11 protein-coding genes and 1 pseudogene are annotated in these 19,678 nt (G+C 59.8%); 8 read left to right on the top strand and 4 right to left on the bottom strand.

What is annotated here, in order from left to right; all coding sequences use genetic code 11:
* Positions 1-3: 3 nt before the first annotated feature.
* Together ACYQ6J_RS07450 and ACYQ6J_RS07445 are read left to right on the top strand one after the other, a co-directional pair.
* A pseudogene (locus ACYQ6J_RS07450) lies at positions 4-348 on the top strand (hypothetical protein); the annotation flags it as partial.
* A gap of 262 nt (positions 349-610) precedes the next feature.
* Complete coding sequence (locus ACYQ6J_RS07445; protein ID WP_460183552.1) at positions 611-3,277, top strand: molybdopterin-dependent oxidoreductase; 2,667 nt, start codon at positions 611-613, stop codon at positions 3,275-3,277.
* 91 nt (positions 3,278-3,368) lie between these two features.
* On the opposite strand, the gene ACYQ6J_RS07440 is transcribed toward ACYQ6J_RS07445, so the two are convergent.
* Both ACYQ6J_RS07440 and ACYQ6J_RS07435 read right to left on the bottom strand, forming a co-directional pair.
* A complete protein-coding gene (locus ACYQ6J_RS07440) occupies positions 3,369-4,781 on the bottom strand; it encodes a Gfo/Idh/MocA family protein (RefSeq protein ID WP_460183551.1) in 1,413 nt (470 codons plus the stop codon).
* Between the two features lie 190 nt (positions 4,782-4,971).
* Positions 4,972-6,429 (bottom strand): sulfatase family protein, encoded by a 1,458-nt coding sequence (locus tag ACYQ6J_RS07435; protein WP_460183550.1) that lies wholly within the window; start codon positions 6,427-6,429, stop codon positions 4,972-4,974.
* 396 nt (positions 6,430-6,825) lie between these two features.
* On the opposite strand from ACYQ6J_RS07435, the gene ACYQ6J_RS07430 reads away from it, so the two are divergent.
* Positions 6,826-9,081 (top strand): hypothetical protein, encoded by a 2,256-nt coding sequence (locus ACYQ6J_RS07430; protein WP_460183549.1) that lies wholly within the window; start codon positions 6,826-6,828, stop codon positions 9,079-9,081.
* A gap of 80 nt (positions 9,082-9,161) precedes the next feature.
* Here ACYQ6J_RS07430 and ACYQ6J_RS07425 read toward each other — a convergent pair whose 3' ends face one another.
* Both ACYQ6J_RS07425 and ACYQ6J_RS07420 read right to left on the bottom strand, forming a co-directional pair.
* Positions 9,162-10,583, bottom strand: a complete 1,422-nt coding sequence (locus ACYQ6J_RS07425; RefSeq protein ID WP_460183548.1) for a sulfatase family protein — start codon at positions 10,581-10,583, stop codon at positions 9,162-9,164.
* Between the two features lie 192 nt (positions 10,584-10,775).
* Positions 10,776-12,248 (bottom strand): cytosine permease, encoded by a 1,473-nt coding sequence (locus ACYQ6J_RS07420; protein ID WP_460183547.1) that lies wholly within the window; start codon positions 12,246-12,248, stop codon positions 10,776-10,778.
* Between the two features lie 399 nt (positions 12,249-12,647).
* Between ACYQ6J_RS07420 and ACYQ6J_RS07415 the strand changes: the two genes are divergently transcribed.
* The 5 genes from ACYQ6J_RS07415 to ACYQ6J_RS07395 all read left to right on the top strand — a co-directional run bounded on the left by ACYQ6J_RS07415 (position 12,648) and on the right by ACYQ6J_RS07395 (position 19,624).
* Entirely contained in the window at positions 12,648-13,964 is a 1,317-nt protein-coding gene (locus ACYQ6J_RS07415) for an ArnT family glycosyltransferase (protein ID WP_460183546.1), read from the top strand.
* Positions 13,961-17,179: a hypothetical protein gene (locus ACYQ6J_RS07410; RefSeq protein ID WP_460183545.1), complete on the top strand. Its 3,219-nt coding sequence runs from the start codon at positions 13,961-13,963 to the stop codon at positions 17,177-17,179. The genes ACYQ6J_RS07415 and ACYQ6J_RS07410 overlap by 4 nt, the downstream gene beginning before the upstream one ends.
* A gap of 175 nt (positions 17,180-17,354) precedes the next feature.
* Positions 17,355-17,684 carry a hypothetical protein gene (locus tag ACYQ6J_RS07405; protein ID WP_460183544.1) on the top strand — a complete coding sequence of 110 codons (330 nt, stop codon included), beginning with the start codon at positions 17,355-17,357 and terminating at the stop codon, positions 17,682-17,684.
* Positions 17,685-17,849: 165 nt separating this feature from the next.
* Positions 17,850-18,689 (top strand): diaminopimelate epimerase, encoded by an 840-nt coding sequence (gene dapF, locus ACYQ6J_RS07400; protein ID WP_460183543.1) that lies wholly within the window; start codon positions 17,850-17,852, stop codon positions 18,687-18,689.
* 101 nt (positions 18,690-18,790) lie between these two features.
* Positions 18,791-19,624, top strand: a complete 834-nt coding sequence (locus ACYQ6J_RS07395) for a lysophospholipid acyltransferase family protein (RefSeq protein WP_460183542.1) — start codon at positions 18,791-18,793, stop codon at positions 19,622-19,624.
* Positions 19,625-19,678 lie beyond the last annotated feature (54 nt).

Raw genomic sequence — 19,678 nt, 5'->3', positions numbered from 1 at the left:
AACATGAAGAATATCAACCACTCAAAGAATCAAACACGTCGCGGATTCTTGGCGGGCGGTGCGCTATTGGGCGGTGGTATGCTTTCGGCGATTGCGAATCCGGCCACCGCCTTGGGAGCGGGCGATACCGACGGGAAAGAGCACTCCATTTTGAATAGTCGGCGTCCGGATGCTCCTTATGAACCGGCCCAACCTGAGACCGTGATCTATAGCGCCTGCCTTCAGTGCAACACGGGTTGCGGCATCAAGTGCAAGATACAAGACGGCTTTGTCACCAAGATCGACGGCAACCCTTACAACCCGTGGACGCTCCTCCCGCATCTCCCCTACGCGACCCCTCCGAGCGATGCCGCGGCGGTGGACGGTGCGATCTGCCCGAAGGGTCAGGCCGGTTTGCAAACCGCGTACGATCCTTACCGCATTCGCAGAGTGCTCAAGCGAGCGGGCAAGCGAGGGGAAAACAAATGGATCACGATTCCGTTCGAACAGGCCGTCAAAGAAATCTGTGAAGGCGGCACGCTTTTTCGACACGTCCCCGGCGAGGAAAATCGCCAAGTCGAAGGACTGGCCGCCTGCCTCGCCCTGAAAGCCCCGGATGTCGCCAAGGGCCATGGACGCGGACATCAAGGCCATCTGGAACGAGAAGGACCCCGCCAAGAAAGAGGCTCTGGTCGCGGCGTTCAAGGAAAAACACGCGGCCCATCTGGATGTGCTCATCGACCCGGACCACCCGGACCTCGGCCCCAAGAACAATCAGGTCGTCGTGGCATGGGGGCGACTGAAAGACGGTCGCGGCGACTTGTACAAGCGCTTCGCCGCGGCTTTGGGCACCGTCAACGCTCACGGTCATACGACCGTTTGCCAAGGCTCGCTGTATTTCACCTGTAAGGCCGTCAGCGAGCAGTACGTGGACGGGAAATTTACGAACGGTCAAAAATTCTATTGGCAAGCCGATACCGAAAACGCCAAGTTCATTCTTTTTGTCGGTGCCAATTTATTTGAAGCCAACTACGGTCCACCCAATCGAACCGTTCGACTAACGGGCAACTTGGTGAGCGGTCGAACCAAGATCGCCGTGGCCGATCCGCGCTTTAGCAAGTTGGCCGGCAAAGCCTGGAAGTGGTTGCCCTTGAAGCCCGGCACGGATGCGGCGGCGGCCATGGCCATGATCCGCTGGATTATCGAGGAAAAACGCTACGACGCCAAATTCTTGAGCTGCGCGAACAAGGCCGCTGCTCTCGCTTCGGGCGAAAACAGTTGGTCCAACGCCTCGTGGTTGGTGGCGATCCACGACGGTGTGCCGGGAAAGTTCGTGCGTGCTGCGGACGTCAAGATCGACGGTGGAGCGTTGGTGGAACCGCAAACTCGCCCCACTTCGGACGGCAAAGGCGAATACTCCGAGAAGTTCCTGCTGGTCATGGTCGACGGCAAGCCGACGCCCGTCGATCCCAACGACGACGCGACCCCGGTGTACGGCGATCTCTTCGTGGATACCACCCTGCCCGACGGCACCGTCGTCAAGAGCGCATTGCAGATTCTTTACGAATCCGCCTGTGAACGGACCATCGCGGATTGGGCGGCTTTGGCGGACGTCAAGGAGACGGACCTCATCGCCGTGGCTCGTGAACTGACCAGCTACGGAAAAGCGGCTTGCGTCGATGTCCATCGCGGTCCCGCTCAGCACACGAACGGCTTTTACAACGTACTGAGCTGGATGACGCTGAACATGCTCTTGGGCAACTTCGACGCCAAGGGCGGCATGATCAAGGCCGCAACCTGGGATATCAAGGGCAAAGGCAAACTATTCGACCTCACTGCCCATCCCAACAAAATTACGGCCTTTGGGATCAGTTCCATTCGGCACGGCATCGACTACGAAAAAACCACGCTCTTCTCGGGTTATCCTGCCAAGCGAAATTGGTATCCCCTGTCCAGCGACGTCTACGAGGAAATCATCCCGTCGATAGGAGATGCCTACCCCTACCCGGTCAAGGTGTTGTTCACGTACATGGGAGCGCCCAACTACGCACTGCCAGCCGGGCACACCAATACGGCGGTCCTGTGCGATACCGAGAAGTTGCCGCTGTACATCGCGGTCGACATCTTGATCGGCAGCACCTCGATGTACGCTGATTACATCTTTCCGGACTTGAGCTTTTTGGAACGCTGGGAGTTTCAGGGCAGCCACCCAAATATCCCGCAAAAGGTTCAACCCGTTCGTCAACCGGTCATCGCACCCATCCCGGAGGACTGCACCGTATTCGGGCATAAGATCCCCATCAGTTTCGAGGCCTTGTTGCTCGGCATCGCGGAGCGGCTGAATCTTCCCGGATTCGGTGAAACAGGCTTCGGGGAGGGCCTGCCTTTGAAGCATCCCGACGACTTGTACCTGCGAGCCGTGGCGAATCTGGCATTCGGAGAAAAGCCGGACGGATCCCAAAACGTTCCCGACGCCGATGCGCGCGAGATGGAAATATTCTTGGCCGCTCGACGGCATCTGCCTGCCGGCGTGTTCGACCCCGCTCGCTGGCAAAGCATCGTCGGCGAAAAGATGTGGCCCAAGGTGGTGTACGTGCTCTCTCGCGGAGGCCGTTTCGACGATTACGAAAAAGGTTATCGCGGGGATCGAGCCGGTAATCCCTACGGGGCGCTACTCAACCTCTACCAAGAGAAGACGGCTTCCACGATTCACGCCGGAACCGGTCAGCACAATCCCGGGTATGCACGCTATATACCGATCCGCACGTTCGAGGGCAAAGAACCCGACGAGTACCGCAAGGACTACGAATTGGCCATGATTACGCATCGCGTGATCAGCCAAACGAAAAGCCGCACGATTGCCGACCCGTGGCTGTCCGCCCTGATGCCCGAGAACGGAATCTTGATCAATCCCCGGGACGCGGAACGCCTCGGCCTCGCCAACGGGCAACTTGTCCGGGTCACCAGCGCCACCAATGCCCGCGGCGAGTATGACCTGGGCGAAGCCGGAAGCAAGCCGATGATCGGCAAAATCGTGTTGACGCAAACCATCCGGCCCGGAGTCGTCAGCTTTGCCCTGGGGTTCGGGCACTGGGCCACAGGGGCATCCGACGTGGAGATCGACGGCGTCGTGATTCGGGGTGAAAAACGCCGCACCCTGGGAATCCATGCCAACGCCGCCATGTGGACCGACCCACTGGTGAAGAACACCTGCATGTTCGACCCGGTCGGCGGCAGTGTGAGCTTTTACGACACCCACGTCAAACTCGAACCGGTCGCCGGAGTGTCCGGCGGTTGACCGCGATGCGATCGAACCCGGCTTAAGATTGGTAGCCGTACCCGCCGCGACTGATTCGTCTGCGACCGCTTCAATACGGTCGCACGGCGAGTTAGTATTCTCGGTCTGTCACGATTCCCGGTTGCGGAATGGGATATCGGCCCTCAGCGTCGGCCCGCAACGGTGGCGGCGAGTCCTCCGTCCAGTGCTCCAGTCCGGGCGCATACTCCTCGGAACTGCTGAGCATGTCGTCGAGGGTGACCTCAATACCCGTATGAGCAGCCTTGCGCCCCATCGAAGTGACGAGGCTGGCCATCACGCCGCTTTCCACTTCGTTGAAGGGCCTGTCTTCGACAATCGCGGCCATCAAGGCATTCCAATGATTCTGATACGGGCTGATTTCCCCCGGCGGGACGTCGGACTGCCAGACTTGGTCCGCTTTTTCGAAGCTTTGGCCTCGGTACATGCTGGAAGGTCCGCCGCAATCGTTGATGCGAGAAGCGATCGCGCACCCCTTCGAGCCGTGCAGAAAACTCGAGAACGCGCCGAAGGTCCCGTGCATACAGCGCCCGTTGAAACGCAGCTTTGATCCGTCGGCGAAGGTGTATTCGACGTTGTAGAAATCGAAGTTTTGATCGACGCAGTCTCCGCGAAAGTGACGACCGCCGATTCCTTGCGCCTTGATCGGCCAAGCGTCCTTCAGCCAACAGCAGTGATCGATGAGGTGGATGTAGAAATCGCTGAAGACCCCGCCGCCCGCCCAAAGGAACGAGTGGAATCTCTGAATCTGCCACAACAACTCGCTGGGAGTTCCCGGCCATCTTTGCGAAAAGGCCGTCCCTCCCGGTCCGTGCATTCGGTATGCCCGCATCAACAGGATGTCGCCAAGCTCTCCGTCGAGAACTCGCCGGCGGAGTTGTTGCAGGTTTCGAGCGTGTCGGGACATGAGACCGACGCCGACTTTCAGGTTTTTCGCCTTCGCCTGCCGGTTGACCTCCAAGATCCGGCGAGAGGTCACGGCGTCCGCCGTCAGCGGCTTTTCCATAAACACGTTCAGCCCTCGCTCCACCGCATAGCCGAAATGAAGCCAACGGAAAGCGAGAGGCGTGGCAAGAATGGCGATATCCCCCGGCCGCAGGCAGTCCATCGCCTTTTTGTAGGCGTCGAATCCCACGAATTGCCGATCTTTGGGAACCTCGATTTGCCGTTCGTATCCCTCGTGGGCCAAGCGGTCGTACCGTGCTTCCACGGCACCGGTCAAGTTTTTCAAGCTGGACTCGATTCGGCTCTCGAACACGTCAGCCATGGCTGTCAGCCGAACCGGCACACCCTCCACGGAAAGGGCGTTGGAGACGGCGCCGGTGCCGCGAAAGCCGCAACCGATCAGCGCGACGCGTATCGTGTTATCTTCGGCGGCATGGACGTGCGGCAATGCCGCGCCGACAGCTCCCGCGACCGAAGTCGAAAGAATCCCCTTGCTGAGCCACTTGCCACGCGAGACCTCGTTTTGGTGCTTCTCCGTCATCTCGCATCTCCGAGTACCGTTGTTATCGGTTGAAAAGCCTCTTTCCGGTCGGATAAACCGCATTACTTCTCGCGGGGCGAGAGCGCCGGCATTTGGAAATAACGTCGGCGATGCCGTCATTCTAGGGGACGAAGACTCGCGTCAACAAGCCGAGCGGTCGCTTATCGTCGTCGTCCCCCGACCGCGAGCCTTATCGGCTGAAGCCTGATGCACGCAGCTTTTCCAGCAGAGTTGCCATTCGCTCGGCCTTCTCCGGAAATCGCGCCAACACGTCCGCCGTTTCGCCGGGATCGCTTTCGAGGTTGTAGAGTTGCGGATGATATTCGGGATGGTTCTTGAGTTGGGCCGGCGTAACCCTAGCGAAAGGTTTTCCCTCGACGTATTTCCACGGCCCAAGACGGATGGCGAAAACTCCTTTTGCGTTGTGCAGAATCAGCGATTCTCGCGGCGGAGGGGCATCCGGATCGTAAAGCAAGGCAAGAAAACTCATACTGTCCGGTGCCGGTAGGCTTTCCGCCTTGGCAGGATCAGGGGCGGCGAGCGGTTCACCGAGCAACTCGGCCACCGTTGCATAAACGTCGATCAGGCCGATCATACGATCGCAGCGGGTACCGGAGGGAACCCGTTCCGGCCAGCGCACCACAAAGGGTACGCGAAATCCGCCCTCCCAAATGGAGTGTTTCCCACCGCGCCAGTCGCCGTTCACCTTCAGTCCGGCCTCCACGGCCTGCCGGATCGCGGGATTGCGATCGGCGGCCTGGGGATTTGCGGGCGGAAGTACGCCGCCGTTATCACTCGTGAATAGAAACAGCGTGTTTCTTTCCGCGCCGCGTTCCTCCAAGGCCTTGAGGAGGCGTCCCACCGTACGGTCCACATCGCGAATGAAATCGGTGAATGGTCCGCCCGCCGTGCTCCCCGCCACCTCCGCAGACGGCGTAATCGGTTCATGTACCGCGGTGGCGGCAAAGTACAGAAAGAACGGCTCATCTCGCGGAACTTGACGCAGCCAAGCAAGGGCTTTGTCGGTAAGCAGAGGCATATTGCGAGTATCGTCTCGCTGCGGGGCATCCAAGCCCAGATAGGGGGAACCGTAGAACGTCGTACCCGGATTCGGGTCTCGCTTGGCGGACCGAAGGCCGAATACTCGATGGTTCTCAACATAGACCCCGGTCATGTCGCCGTTGTTTTGGGGGACGGCGAATTGATAGTCGAAACCCAATTCCAGCGGGCCCGGCTTGAGTACGCCCGTAAAATCCACCGGCCTGCTCATGCCATATCCCAAGTGCCATTTGCCGATCATGGCCGTATGGTAACCGTGCCGCTTCAGCAGCGACGCGAGCGTGGGGCGATCCGTCTCAATCAAGAGCGGATCCAAGACGTTCGCGACGCCTTGCTTCAAGGGGCTTCGCCAACAGTATCTCCCGGTCAACAATCCGTAGCGTGTCGGCGTACACACCGACGACGGGGTGTTGGCGTCGGTGAATCGCATCCCTTCGCGGGCAAGTCGATCTAGGTTCGGCGTTTCCACTAGATTGCTCGGCGCGCCCTGGAACCCTACGCTGCCGTAACCAAGATCGTCGGCCAGGACGATGATGATGTTGGGTTTAGCGACACCGAACTCATGCGACCGCGCGCTTGCAGCAGGCAAGTTCCCAGTCGGAAATGCAAGGCCGACAACGATGGCCAATAGCCATGAACACGCTGACACTCGGCGACACCCTTGGCCAATCCCGGTCGCCGCAAGGTTTCGTATGTGCATGCCCATCGATTTCGTCCCATTTTCGTTAACGATCCACGTCATGAAACAGCGCACGTTCGGGCCAAAGGTACCCACGTCGTCCGAATGGGTTTCGACCTCGTTGGCTAAGCCTAGACTTTAGCCCGGAAACTGACCGCGAGCAAACCTGGACGATGGCCCACGCGCCGCCACGGTATCGGCCCCATTGTATCGCAGATATAATCCGTCTTGCTCGGGTTATTCATCCGGCACGAAATTCAGCAAATGAGGGGGCGCTTCGCGAGAGGTGAGTGAGGATATCGCACAATGCATCACTATCGTTTCGACATACGGCCGAGCTGGGTTTTTCTCGGAATTGCGTTGATTTCCTGGACGCCGCCCTCATTCGCCCGAGCAGCGTCGTCCGCCGCTGATCAAACACGATCGGCTCGGATCGAGGTACTGGGAGACGTCGATCGACCGCAAACGGCTTTTGCGGTCGAAGAGATTCAAAGGGCTGCACGCGACCGCGATATCCGCGCAACGGTGACGCTGGAAATCAACCCGGCGGAACTCGGGCCGCAATGCTATCGCATCGAAACAGACTCGGCCGAATCGGTCCGCGTCGTCGGAGGCGATGCGACCGGCGCGATGTACGGCGGCTTGGACGTCGCCGAGGCGATTCGGCTGGGATCCCTAAAGCATTTGGCCGAAGGCGTGCGTCGACCGTACATCGAGCGGCGCGGAATCAAGTTCAACATTCCGCTCGATCTGCGTACGCCCAGCTACTCGGACGCGGCTGATTCCTTTCAGGCCAACATTCCCGAAGTGTGGAGCATGGATTTTTGGCGGGACATGCTGGACGAGATGGCACGCCACCGCTACAACGTGCTCTCTCTTTGGAACCTTCACCCCTTCCCGTCGATCGTGAAGGTTCCCGAGTTCCCCGACATCGCGCTCAACGATGTGTGGCGGACCCGCGTTCGCCTCGATTCGTCCTTTGCGTTGACCGGAAGCGACATGGTTCGTCCGGCGATGTTGGCGGATCACGAGGTCGTCAAGCGGATTACGATCGACGAGAAAATCGCCTTCTGGCGGGATGTCATGCAATACGCCCGCGATCGCGGCGTCGAAGTGTATTGGTTCACATGGAACATCTTCGTATGGGGCACCGACGGCAAATACGGCATCACCGCGAAACAGGACAATCCTGCGACGATCGCCTACTTTCGTGCCAGCGTCCGCGAGACGGTGCGTACGTACCCGCTTTTGGCCGGAATCGGCGTGACGGCGGGCGAGCAGATGGAGCGAGGCGGCGACGGACGCTTGACTCGCGAACAATGGCTGTGGCAGACCTACGGCGAGGGAATTCGCGACGCCCTCGCCGAGCAACCGGAGCGGCGATTCCGCCTGATTCACCGCTTTCACCAAACGGGCTTGGACGAAATTCTGCAAGCGTTCAAGGACTACCCCGGCCCGTTCGACGTCAGCTTCAAGTATTCGATTGCCCACATGTACTCGATGCCGAATCCACCCTTCATTCAAACCGTTCTGCCGCGCATGCCCGCCGGTCTCCGAACGTGGCTTACCGTCCGCAACGACGACATTTATAGCTTTCAGTGGGGAGACCCCGACTATGCCCGGGATTATATCCGCGCCATGCCCGGAGAAAACCGTACGGCGGGATTCTACATGGGTCCCGACGGTTATTGCTGGGGACGCGACTTTCTGAAGAATGATCCGAACGGTCCCCGCCCGCTGGTAATCCAACGCCTTTGGTACACGTTCATGCTTTGGGGACGCCTGAGCTTCGACCCCACGTTGCCGGATGAGCATTTTGAGCGTGTGCTGACGGCGAGGTTTCGCCAAGCCCATGCCCCAGAATTGTTCCAAGCACTGCGGGAGTCCTCGCAAATCATCCCTCTCGTCAACCGTTTTCACTGGGAAGACTACGACTTTCAGTGGTTTCCGGAGGCCTGCATCAGCCATCCCACCCGATACAAGGGTTTTCACACCGTACGGGACTTCATTACGGGACGAACCATGCCGGGCAGCGGCATCCTGGACGTGCGGCAGTACGGCGATGCGGCAATGGGCAAGAGTCGGCAACGGTACTCGACACCACGAGGCGAAGGCGGCGTCGTTCTTGAAAACTTGCTCGACCAATCTCCCCGCATAACGCCCTTACAGGTGGCCGAGCAACTCCGTGCTCATGCCGAGGCGGCATTGCGACTCGCCGCGGCGATCGACCCGGGCGATGATCGTGAGCTTCGAGAAACACTCGATGACATTACGGCAATGGCGCACCTGGGCAACTACTATGCCGCGAAGATCGAGGGGGCGGTCGCCTTGTACCTATTCGATCTGTCCGGTCAACAGGAGCGACGGTCTTCTGCCGTGGCCCGCCTGGAAGAGGCACGAGATCACTGGCGGGCTTATGCCGATACCGCTTACCGACGGTATCAACCGCAATTACTCAATCGTGTGGGTCGGGGCGATCTTCGTGCCATTTCTTCCCACGTGGAAAACGACGTGGATTTGGCCCGCAACTGGAAGCCCGGCACGCTTGCCGCTCAAGAGTAGGCCCCGTCGCAAGCCGATCCTTGGAAAAGCCGCAACGAACGTCGCCGTCCGAGTCCTTCCAATCGCATTCACGAGGCTGTTCAGAACAGCGGTTGGCCTTGTTTCATGCCGCTGTGTGCCTCGGGCGTGTCGAGAGGAATGCCAGGATCCCGTTGTCCCGCTAACCAGCGATCCAACTCGTTCGACAGTCGCGACTTGACCGCGGCGTACTGCGGGTCCTCGGCCAGATTGGTCATCTCAAACGGATCGTCGGTCGTACGGTACAATTCCTCGGACGGTCGAACAACATATCGCTTCACAAGTTGGTACGTCCGCGGACTATTCCAGGAAGAGCCTACCCAGGTCGGCCAGTACGGATTGTTCAAGGCCCCGCCTCCCTGAAGGCCCATGACGTGCTTTTCGATATAGATCTCTTGAGGGGTCAGGTTACGAATGTAGTGCCACTCGCCGTCGGAGACGGACCGGATGGGATACGGCGGGCCTTCGGGAAAATTGTTGTGTGCAAAATAGACGTAATCGCGGTGTTTTTGCTCTCGGCCGAGAAGCGCGCCCAGAAAACTGCGACCGTCGAACGCCTTGGTTTCCGAATCCGGCATCCCTGCAAGCCGCAGCAGAGTCGGCAACCAATCCGCGTATTGGACGAGTGCCGCGGTTCGCTTTCCCTCGGGCACCTTGCCCGGCCAGCGCGCCACTAAACTCGTATGCACGCCGAGGTCCCAATTGGTCCACTTGCAACCGGGAAACTGCGCACCCTGCTCGGAAGTGAACAGGACCAGCGTGCTCTCTCGCAAGCCTATTTCATCCAGCAATTCGAGAATCTCCCCGACTTGCCCGTCCATATAGGTGATTTCCGCCAGGTACGCCGCGAAATCCGACCGTGTTTTCGGCGTGTCGGCGATATGCGGGGGGAGTTGCAGGCGACGGACGGGGTATTGCGACGCGTCGCCCATCACCCAGGGTACATGCGGTTCCACCAAAGCCACCACCAAGGCAAACGGTTGATCCGACCGGCGCGTCATGAACTCGCGAATTCCGGCCAAGTCATGCGGCGGCGTTGGATTGGCCACGCAATTGGGACAAAAGCCGGGAACTTGCTCAAAAGGAAAAACCTCTCGCGGTTCCACGTGGACCTTTCCAGCCAGTCCGACGCGATATCCGTACCGCCCCAAATGCTGCGGCATGCTGGAAATCGTCCTTCGAGACGCCGAATGGTTCCAACAGCAACCGTTCCGCATAGGATACAAGCCCGTATACAGTTCGGCGCGGCACGGTTGGCACATTGCCATGCTTAGATAAGCACGATCGAAGACCAGCCCCTCGCGAGCCAAACGATCCAGGTGTGGCGTCCGCGCGTTCTTGCCGCCGTAGATGGGCAAATCGTTATAGGTGCAGTCGTCCGCCATGATGATGAGCACATTGGGACGATTCTCCGGCGCTTCGCCGCAAACCATGCCGTACAGACCCAAGCTCGCCAAGACCGCTAGAAAGGTCGTCGCTCGCATCGTCGGTCCTCAACAAACAAGAATCCGGCGAAGCCCTCTACCGAAAGAAGGCTCCGCCAGGGCACTATTCGTTGCAACGATCGTTTTCGCTTTCCCTGCCGCTATGGCGCGATAGGGAACAACGTTTCCCCAAAAGCCCCGGACCTGATCCCCGAACGGCGGTCCGTTGCCAAGAGAGGGGCCTCTCGTGCCTCAGGCCTCTTTGGCGGGCATCTCGAGGGTTTGCGTCTCGAGCCCGGCTAGGGCGAGCACCCCGTACAGCACGAACCCGACGATGAACGCAGCGACAGGCGGACAAGGCACATAGCTCGTCCCCAGCACCAGATCGATGCCGCCCACCACGAAACCCACGACCCAGGAGATCCAGCCCGCCGGATTGAATCCCGCCCGGGGACCGGCCCAACGTTTCCCGGCCAGTAAGTAATCAGCCGCCATGGCGCCGCAAACCGGGCCGAAGGAAGCACCGATGATCGTAAACACACCTGCCGCATTCCCTGCGTAACCGCTCAACACCAGCACGATCGCCACCAGGGCGCCGATACCGCACGAAACAAACGGATTGACCTTCGGCAAAGTGGTCTTGAAACTGTTCGCGGCGATGAAGCTGGAGAAACAGGCAGGCGGAAACGCCGCGATGGCCAGCAGATACCAGAAGACGCCCGGCGCGGCCTCTCCCAGACTCGGAGCCAGCTTGCCCATAATCGTTGACGTCTGCAAGACCGGCGGTTTATCGAGCAGACCGGCCCCCGCTGCGCCCGCTGCGATGAGCAGAGACAGACCGCCCGTCAGGATGATGGCTCCGGCAATGCCGACCAGGCCGCCCCATTTGACGTCGTTTTCGTCGCGATTGCCCATTCCAAAATCGACGCCTGCCGCTCCGGCGGTGGCAAAGAAGCCGACGACATAGGTGGAGATGGCCACAAACACACCCCACACGGTCAAAGCATCGGCGGCTTTCGGTGCTTGAACCGCTTGGGCTTCCGCCCCCGATTCCGTTTGCGTCGCGGCAGGCAGAGGTTCCTTGCCGGCTTCCACCAGTTTCTTATGGTCGAACTGAACAAGTCCGCCCACCGAGACCAGAGCCAACACGATGAGGATCGTCAACGGGAAGAGCGGCAGATAGGTCGCCACTCGCCCGACGTACTGGATCCCCTTCAGCCCCATGAACGTTGCCAACACGATGAACGCGACGGCCACCACGGCGTAGGTTGGGCTGCCAAAACCCACGCCGAAGGGAGCACACAACAAACCGGCGGTGAAAAAGGCGTTGACCGCCAACCATCCGAACTGCAAACACCCCATGAGGAATCCCGGCATGATGAATCCGCCTTGTACGCCGTAAGTCGAAGTTCCCACGATGTACAGCGGCAGGCCCGTCTTCACGCCCAAATTGCCCGGCACAAGATAGAAGAGGTAGTGGCACAACAATGCGGAAACCACCAGGGCCAGAAGAGCGATTCCGATGCCCTGCGACAGCGCGCCGCCGGCGGTCAAGGGAATGCCGCTCCCTCCCACCAACTCCTTGATGACGGGCACTTGGTGCCAAAACACGAACCAAAGGAAAATGCCCGCATAGGTTGGTGCGGTACTGGCGTACCAAGGCGTTCGATTTTCCTTCGGCACGGGCTTGGCCGAGGCCACATAGTCCGGAAGCATTCCAGCCATTGCGATCCTCCTCTCATTCCTCGGGGAAATGTTGCACTAAGACGCAAAACAAGACCTTCGTCGCACCGGGCACTCGCGGCATTGGCACTGACACCGGTGCAAGCACTTCATGCGATTGGGATTGAGTATACCTGACGCACCGCCGATGTCCAGAACCGTTATGAACATTTTCCACACTCTCCGGCCATTCCCGCTGACATACTCCTCCCAAACCTCCACATTGAAGCCATGTTGACCGATGTGAAGTTCTGACGGTAACATGCTGAAATCACAATCGGGAAACTGTTCGTTTCCAGCAGCCTGCCTCGGGGATCGTTGGATCGAACTCCCCCGATTGCCACCCCGGCGATTCCGAGGAGTAGGCCCTGACGCCGAGACATGGATGGAAACGGCGAATCCGTGCATACAAGTAGGCGACGGCTCTGGATTGCTTTGATCGGCCTTGCGCTCTCGGTTCGCCTGGGCGCCGCGGTTGCCTGGGATTGGCGATTTCAGGGTCGACTCGTCTTCGGCGACAGCGTCAGCTATTGGCACTTGGCTCGGGCCGCGGCACATGGAGAGCCGTTTCGTTACGGCGAATACGGCCGCGTCTTTCGGACGCCCGGCTATCCCCTCGTGCTGGCTCCCCTGTTCCTGATCGCGGGGGAATCGCCGCCCTTATTCGCGGCGCGGGTCCTCGGCGCGATCCTCGGTACCCTGGGAGTCATTGCCACAGGACGCCTTGCCGCGTTGCTGTGGGACGATCGCGTGGGATGGTGTGCCGCCTTTGTCGCCGCTATCCATCCCGAATGCGTACTCTCCTCGGTACCCATCCTCAGTGAGGCGGCCTTCTGCCCGGTCTGGATCGTTCATCTGGCTTGTCTGGCCGCTTTGATACGCTTCGCGCGATCGCCGGCGGCGTGGCATTGGGCGGCCTGTGTCGGCTTGACGGCAGGTATCGCCGTCTTGATTCGCCCCAGTGCGCTGTTGTGGCCGCCTTTCGCGTTCGCTTTCCTAGTCATCGTCGATCGCAAGGCCGTGCCCCTGCGTCTGCTTGCGCTAGCGGGGGGGATAGCCGTCGTGGTACTACTGCCCTGGTGGATCCGCAATTACTCGGTGACCGGTCGCTGGATCTTGACAACGACGCAGGTCGGACCGAGCCTTTACGACGGTTGCAATCCCAACGCCGACGGCGGTAGCAACATGGACTTCATGGAGACCGCCGTGGAGGAAACGAAGCAAGTTCTGGGCGTCGGTGCGACCGACCCGCTCGCCGTGGAATTGGAGGTGGACCGCCGTCTCCGCCGAGAAGCCCTGCGCTGGGCGAGGGAAAATCCCGATCAATTTCTGCGGTTGGCCGTTGTTAAGCTACGCCGGTTTTGGAGTCCGATTCCCAACGAACGGACCTTCAATACGTTCCCCGTGAATCTCGTCATGGCGGCGGGGTTCTTGATCGTCATCATCCCGGCGGCGGCAGGGCTTGTGCTGGGTCGTGCACGAGGGATCGCCGTTGTAACCTGCTGGTTGCCGGCGGTGTATTTCACGCTGTTGCACGCGGTTTTCGTCAGTTCCGTACGATACCGCCAACCGGTCATATTCGGCCTGATCGCTGCAGCCTCGCCGGTTCTCCTCCACACGATCGACACCCTACGATCGGCAGGGCATCGAGCCAATCGAGAACAGATACCTCCGCTTCTCGCCGATGAGCACAAGTCGGGCGAGCGTCCTTCGCCGTGAAAAAAATACGCAAACAGAGAAGACCGCTACTGACCGTGCTCCAATGGGCACTTGTCCTCCTCCCTATGCTGGTCGGAGGCGCCTACTTCTACTTTTTTCACCAGGTGGATTCTCTCCTCCGGACGGAAATCGAACGACAATTCTCCTCCCGCTACCCGAACCTCGACCTGCGGTTGCGCTCCGCGGTATGGATATCGGGCGAGGGAATCCAGCTCAAGGGGATTCGCATTCGCGATCCGCGACTGGACGCCGAAACGAGGGAGATCTGCGAGATCGAGGAAGTGTTTATTGGTTTCTCGGCCACGCTGGAACGATTGTGGCAGGGCGATGTCACGGTCCAAACGGTTCGTGTACGCCGTCCGCGGATACGGGCCGTACAGGTCGATGCAACGACCTGGAATTTTTCGTCCCTCTTGCCTTTGCCGCAGTTCAGTCGTAATCCGCCGCCGATCGAAATCGAAAGCGGCACCTTGGAAATCCTCGGACTTCGCCCAGGTCCGGGCAGCCTGGCCTTGCGGGACGTCGAATTGCGGATTTGGGGGCTTCCCGGCGGTACTCCATCCGCAGGTTCGTCGGATTCTCACATTCGCCGCCTGAGCGGGACTTTTACCGGCGACTTCCTGCGACGCGTCAACATCGAGGGCACAATCAATCCGCATACCTTGCAGATGAATCTGGAGGGCACGGTCGACTCTTTGGAGGTGTCGCCCGAGTTTTGGACCGCGCTGCCGCAGCGGATATCCGATCGGCTATCCCTGTTGACGAATCTTCGCGCCCAAGCGGCGTTCGGATTTCGCATATTCTACGACTCGGCCGCTCCCAAACCGCTGCGATTCGATCTTGCCGGGCAATTTCTCCAAGGGCGATGGGATGCGCCGCTTGTAGCTCATCCCTTCACGGACGTTGCGGGCCGATTTCGGATTACCGACGAGGCCGTCCGATTGGATGAGGTCCTGGCCGTGTGGGGCGGAACTCAAATTCAGATTCGCCAAGCGGAGGCTCGCTTCGGCGAGAGGTTCGAACCGCTACTTTTGGATGCAACCGTCACCAATCTGGAAGTGGCGCCGGGTTTGAAACCACTGTTGCCCGCGGCATTGCAGCGACAATGGTCGAAAGTCTTCCCCGCCGGAATGGTCAATCTGACTACCCGACTCGAGTGGGCTGCTTCGCATCCCCGCGGTTTCATCCGAATGGATTTGCTCGACGCCTCCTTCGCCTACGCGGAGTTCCCCTATCGCCTGCAAAAGGCCCAAGGCTACTTGCGATTGGATTTGTCCGAGGACCGACTGGACGTGAACATCACGGCGCGAGCGGACAATCAACCCGTGGAGATTCGCGGACATATTCTTAATCCTCTCGGCATCTCCCAAGCACGCTTGTCGGTCACAGGCCGAAGCATCCCCTTAACGGACCGGCTGTTTTCAGCCGTTCTCAACCCTGGCACGCAAGAATTGTTGCGTGCCTTGCATGCCGCTGGCAAGATCGACGTCTGGCTGGGCATTGGACAAGAAGCGCCGGGCGCAAAGCCTCGCACCCAAATACAAATCGATTTGCGGCAGTGCTCCGTCAAGTTCACGGGCTTTCCGTACGCCATTTCCGACATTACCGGGCGTATCGAGAAGCGCGGCGACGTCTGGGAATTTCGGGACCTGAAAGGCACGCACGGCAATTCTCAGATCCAGGCAGCGGGAAACTTGATTCCGGATGAAAGAGGCTCGGTATTCTCCTTGCGTTTCGACGGGCGACAAATCCGCTTGGACGGCGATCTTCGCGAAGCCTTGCCCAAGGAGGAATGGCGGCAGGTCTGGGACAGCCTGCGTCCCGAGGGTACCGTCGATGTCGCAGACGGCCTCTACGTCTACCGAAACTACGGCGGCGGCGAGATCTACTTCTCGGCCACTCCCAGCGATGCTCGCACCGCCTTGGAACCGGTCGCTTTCCCCTACCGTCTGGAAAACCTTCAAGGCACGCTTCGGTTCGAAAACGGCGCCGTATCCGTCGAGAACCTCCGCGGTCGGCACGGAAACTGCTCCTTTCAAGCCCGCGCGTTTTGCGAAACCAATCCGGGCGGCGCCTGGCGATTACGATTGGAGGACTTGTGGATCGATCGCCTGGTGGTGGATCGAAGCCTCATGACGGCTGTGCCGGAATCCGTCAGCAACGGATTGGCACGTCTCAATGTCGGCGGACCGATCAACCTGCGAGGAAGCATGGAAATCGGCCACCCGCCGAACGCCGCGGCGGATGCGTCGACGGATGGGACGGTGACGCCGTCGCAACTCCGCGTCGCTTGGAACGCCGCGGTGACTCTGGCCGGCAATTCGGCCGGGACGGAGATACCCCTCCAGAACATCCACGGAAACATCACGCTTCGGGGCGGCTATTCGGCGGGAACATTCACCACCGAGGGTGAACTGGACCTCGATTCGTTGTCGTTTCGGGGTATCCAATGCACGGCAATGCGGGGCCCTTTCCGTCTGGAAAACGACAGGCTCTTGCTCGGACACGTCATCGCTGCGGCGCCGGATTCCGGACAACCGTCGCAGCCCATCGAAGCCCGTCTCTGGGACGGCGTGCTCCGTGCCGGCGGTTGGGTTCGTTTTTATCCCTTGCTCGAGTACCAGTTCTCCGCCTCCCTGAGCCAGGCCGATTTGCGAGTTTTGGCTCGAGATCACCAGGTGGACGCCCCCAATCTTCGGGGCGCGATCTACGCTGCCGTTTCCTTCCAGGGAAAAGGAAGCGGCATCCAGGGTTTGACCGGTTACGGCAATTTCCAGTTGAAGGATGCGGATATTTATGAACTGCCGCTTGTGGTGGCCTTGCTGAAAATCCTCAGCATTCGCCGCCCGAATCGGACCGCCTTCAACGAATGTGAAGGCCGGTTTCAGATCGCGGGAAACCACCTGTATTGGGATCGCCTGATGTTTCGCGGCGACGCCGTAAGTCTCGTGGGACAAGGCGAGATGGACTTCGATTCCAATCTGCGGTTGACTTTCCGCTCGGTTCTCGGGCCGAATGAGCTGAAAATCCCCGTGGTCAAGGAGGTTTTTCGCGGGGCCAGCGAACAAATCATCCTCGTGCACGTGGGCGGGACGCTCAAGGATCCACAAGTGCGGCGCGATCCCTTGCCCAGTGTGGGGCAAGCCCTACAGTGGTTGAGAGGGGACGAGCGGAACTCGCGGCAATTGCGGGACGTCGTGCCTTTGATACCATAAAGATTCCGACCGGTGCCCATCGGCATGCCGGCTCAGAGCTCCAACACGGTTTCGGTCGAAGAATCGATCATAGTCGCGTCAGCGTCGAAGCCCTATTCTCTGACGAAAAGGGCCGCGCGACCTTGAAGGACGATGACGATCCGATTTTCGATTTCGCGAATTCCAGGAGGTTGCCATGAGCATGGGACCGTTGGGATCCGTAGGAGCGGGCGCGGCAGGCTCTCCGTTGGCGCAAGTGCGAGCCGGCGATACGGAGCGAGCCAAGGAAACGGCCGATCAAGACCGCAATCGGGCGGTGGAATTGAAGGCGGAACAGAGCGCCGGAGTGGGCCAAACGGACGGTGAAGACCACGAGGCCGCGGAACGAGATGCCGACGGACGACGGCCTTGGGAGGAATCACCCATCGCGAAAGAGGATGCCGACGACGGCAACGACGCACCGCGGACGTCGCTGCCGCCCGATCCCGCAGGTCAGAGCGGAAACCTGCTGGATGTCAGCGGTTGACCGCCGCCGTCCCGTAACGTCCGTTTCCCTGCCACCGGGCTGCGACAGTCGCGCGTTCGCTTCGTAGCGGGTTTTGCGGCGGCAAGTCGGAGCGTAGATTTTGAGAAGCGATGGGGCGAGAATCCATTCGGCAACAAGGTTCGGCAACGCAAGGCAAAGCACATCATGCGATTCGTGAAGATGCACGGAGCGGGCAACGATTACGTTTACGTCGATTGTTTTCAAGAAAAGCTGCCCCAACCGCCTGCGGAATTGGCACCGAAAATCGCCGATCGCCATTTCGGCGTCGGCGGAGACGGCTTGATCTTGATCACTCCCTCGGAGGTCGCTGATGCACGGATGCGGATGTTCAATGCCGATGGCTCGGAGGCCGAAATGTGCGGCAACGGCGTGCGTTGCGTCGCCAAGTACGTGTACGAAAGCGGAATCAGCCGCAACAATCCGCTCCGAATCGAGACCGGACGCGGCGTCCTGTCCCTCGACCTTCTGCTCGAAATGAATCGTGTGCACAAGGTTCGGGTCAACATGGGCGAACCGATTTTGAAACCCGGCGACATTCCGACGACGCTTGCCGAGGGATTGGAACGAGCCGTGAATTGTCCCCTGGAAGTGGACGGAAAAACCCTGCCCGTGACGTGCGTGTCCATGGGTAATCCGCACTGCGTCATTTTTGTAGAGAAATTGACGGACGATCTTGTTCACGGACTAGGGGCCGCAATCGAACGTCACCCGGCGTTTCCCCGCCGCGTGAATGTAGAATTCGTTCGCGTGGAATCCGCCGGCGCCGTACAAGCTCGCGTCTGGGAACGGGGTTCGGGTGAGACGCTCGCGTGCGGCACCGGCGCCTGCGCGGTGTGCGTCGCGGGGGTATTGACGGGACGCACGAACCGCCGGATCTCGGTTCGCCTGCCGGGCGGCGTCTTAGACATCGAATGGAGTGAGCAGGGACCCGTATTTCTCACAGGACCGGCGGTCGAAGTCTTCCGCGGCGATTGGCCCGAGTGAGCGAACGAAAGAGGTTCCTGCTGCTACCATGGGCCCGGAATCAATCACCGAAATAGACGCCTTTGTTGAAGTTACGGGCAGATAAAGGCAAGGAGGCCGAGATGTCGATGCGAGCATGGGGCAATCGTGCAGCCGTGGCGGCCATTCTCCCGGCTTTCAAAGCGTGGATGGGGACTCTGCGATATCGGGTACTGTACGAAGACCCCACCGTGGACCCCGTGTTTCCGGAGTGCACGGGTCCCAATCTCTATGTGTTTTGGCACGAATATATTCTCTTCCCCTTCTACCTGCGGGGACACTGCAACTTGACCATGCTGCTTTCACGGCATCGCGACGCAGACTTGTTGTCGCAGGCCGCCCGAAAGATGGGCTTCGCTTTCGTACGCGGATCGACGAAACGCGGCGGACTGGGGGCCGTCCGCGGCATGATGGCGGCAGGCAAGACCCAACATTTGACAATCACGCCGGACGGTCCGCGGGGTCCGCGTCGGCACATGGCCCCGGGCGCCATCTATCTGGCTTCGCGATTGAATATGCCGATCGTGGCCATGGGATTCGGTTATCATCGGCCTTGGCGACTGCAAAGCTGGGATCGCTTCGCCATCCCTCGCCCATTTTCTCGCGCGCGAGCGATGACCGGTCGTGCCTGGCGGATTCCCGCCGATCTGGACCGAGACGGCGTCGAGGAATATCGTCGCCGGATCGAACTCGAATTGAATCGGCTGACCGACGAAGCGGAACGCTGGGCGAACGCTGGAGTACGCATCCCCGGCGAAAGACCGCTTCGGCGTCAGGCCGCCCACCATCCGCCGACCGCCGCTTGTGCCGCAATAACAACGAACGGCGAATTGCAGGTTTGTCCCCCTGCATTCGACATGGAGTACCAAGGCGCACTACGCCAAGGCCCCCGAGACAACCGCAAAATCTCGGCCTGACTGCCGATTCGATATCACCTCGCCGGAATCCGCCCCGCATCGATCGATACAGGA

Source organism: Thermopirellula anaerolimosa (assembly GCF_054657335.1).
The sequence above is the reverse complement of the archived record's forward strand: the minus strand, read 5'-3'. Positions and strand labels throughout refer to the sequence as shown.

Excerpts from the sequence above, each read along its gene's own strand:
- ACYQ6J_RS07445 (WP_460183552.1), top strand. The coding sequence starts at position 611 with ATGGACGCGGACATCAAGGCCATCTGGAACGAGAAGGACCCCGCCAAG.
- ACYQ6J_RS07440 (WP_460183551.1), bottom strand. The coding sequence starts at position 4,781 with ATGACGGAGAAGCACCAAAACGAGGTCTCGCGTGGCAAGTGGCTCAGC.
- ACYQ6J_RS07430 (WP_460183549.1), top strand. The coding sequence starts at position 6,826 with ATGCATCACTATCGTTTCGACATACGGCCGAGCTGGGTTTTTCTCGGA.
- ACYQ6J_RS07425 (WP_460183548.1), bottom strand. The coding sequence starts at position 10,583 with ATGCGAGCGACGACCTTTCTAGCGGTCTTGGCGAGCTTGGGTCTGTAC.
- ACYQ6J_RS07420 (WP_460183547.1), bottom strand. The coding sequence starts at position 12,248 with ATGGCTGGAATGCTTCCGGACTATGTGGCCTCGGCCAAGCCCGTGCCG.
- ACYQ6J_RS07405 (WP_460183544.1), top strand. The coding sequence starts at position 17,355 with ATGAGCATGGGACCGTTGGGATCCGTAGGAGCGGGCGCGGCAGGCTCT.
- dapF (WP_460183543.1), top strand. The coding sequence starts at position 17,850 with ATGCGATTCGTGAAGATGCACGGAGCGGGCAACGATTACGTTTACGTC.
- ACYQ6J_RS07395 (WP_460183542.1), top strand. The coding sequence starts at position 18,791 with ATGTCGATGCGAGCATGGGGCAATCGTGCAGCCGTGGCGGCCATTCTC.